Origin of the sequence: Dolichospermum sp. UHCC 0259 (genome assembly GCF_009711935.1) — a bacterium.
Taxonomy (GTDB): Bacteria; Cyanobacteriota; Cyanobacteriia; order Cyanobacteriales; family Nostocaceae; genus Dolichospermum.
Genome location: NZ_VIKX01000317.1, coordinates 1 through 1515, shown reverse-complemented (window position 1 = coordinate 1515; position 1515 = coordinate 1). Strand labels below are relative to the sequence as shown.

1 rRNA gene is annotated in these 1515 nt (G+C 52.7%); it reads right to left on the bottom strand.

The annotated features are described in order from the left end of the window. Positions 1-54: 54 nt before the first annotated feature. Positions 55-1515, bottom strand: a 16S ribosomal RNA gene (locus FJR05_RS25230); the annotation flags it as partial.

Below are 1515 nucleotides of genomic sequence, written 5' to 3'. Positions count from 1 at the left end.
TTTCTATCAACAATTTTCACTGCCTTCGATTTCTAAATGGATTAGGTCTCCCTAAAAGGAGGTGATCCAGCCACACCTTCCGGTACGGCTACCTTGTTACGACTTCACCCCAGTCATCAGTCCTACCTTAGGCATCCCCCTCCAAAAGGTTGGGGTAACGACTTCGGGCGTGACCAACTTCCATGGTGTGACGGGCGGTGTGTACAAGGCCCGGGAACGAATTCACTGCAGTATGCTGACCTGCAATTACTAGCGATTCCTCCTTCACGAAGGCGAGTTGCAGCCTTCGATCTGAACTGAGCTACGGTTTATGAGATTCGCATCACATCGCTGTGTAGCTGCCCTTTGTCCGTAGCATTGTAGTACGTGTGTAGCCCAAGACGTAAGGGGCATGCTGACTTGACGTCATCCCCACCTTCCTCCGGTTTGTCACCGGCAGTCTCTCTAGAGTGCCCAACTTAATGCTGGCAACTAAAAACGAGGGTTGCGCTCGTTGCGGGACTTAACCCAACATCTCACGACACGAGCTGACGACAGCCATGCACCACCTGTGTTCACGCTCCCTAAGGCACTCTCATCTTTCAACGAGATTCGTGACATGTCAAGCCTTGGTAAGGTTCTTCGCGTTGCATCGAATTAAACCACATACTCCACCGCTTGTGCGGGCCCCCGTCAATTCCTTTGAGTTTCACAGTTGCCTGCGTACTCCCCAGGCGGGATACTTAACGCGTTAGCTACGGCACAGCTCGGGTCGATACGAGCTACGCCTAGTATCCATCGTTTACGGCTAGGACTACTGGGGTATCTAATCCCATTCGCTCCCCTAGCTTTCGTCCCTCAGTGTCAGTTTTGGCCTAGCAGAGCGCCTTCGCCACCGATGTTCTTCCTGATATCTACGCATTTCACCGCTACACCAGGAATTCCCTCTGCCCCGACCATACTCTAGCTTTGTAGTTTCCACTGCTCTTATCACGTTGAGCGTGACTCTTTAACAGCAGACTTACAATGCCACCTGCGGACCCTTTACGCCCAATCATTCCGGATAACGCTTGCATCCTCCGTATTACCGCGGCTGCTGGCACGGAGTTAGCCGATGCTTATTCCTCAGGTACCGTCATTTTTTTCTTCCCTGAGAAAAGAGGTTTACAACCCAAGAGCCTTCCTCCCTCACGCGGTATTGCTCCGTCAGGCTTTCGCCCATTGCGGAAAATTCCCCACTGCTGCCTCCCGTAGGAGTCTGGGCCGTGTCTCAGTCCCAGTGTGGCTGATCATCCTCTCAGACCAGCTACTGATCGTCGCCTTGGTAGGCTCTTACCCCACCAACTAGCTAATCAGACGCAAGCTCTTCTTCAGGCAGCAAGCCTTTCACCTCTCGGCACATTCGGTATTAGCCACCGTTTCCAGTGGTTGTCCCAAACCTGAAGGTAGATTCTTACGCGTTACTCACCCGTCCGCCACTATCTCCGAAGAGACCGTTCGACTTGCATGTGTTAAGCATACCGCCAGCGTTCATCC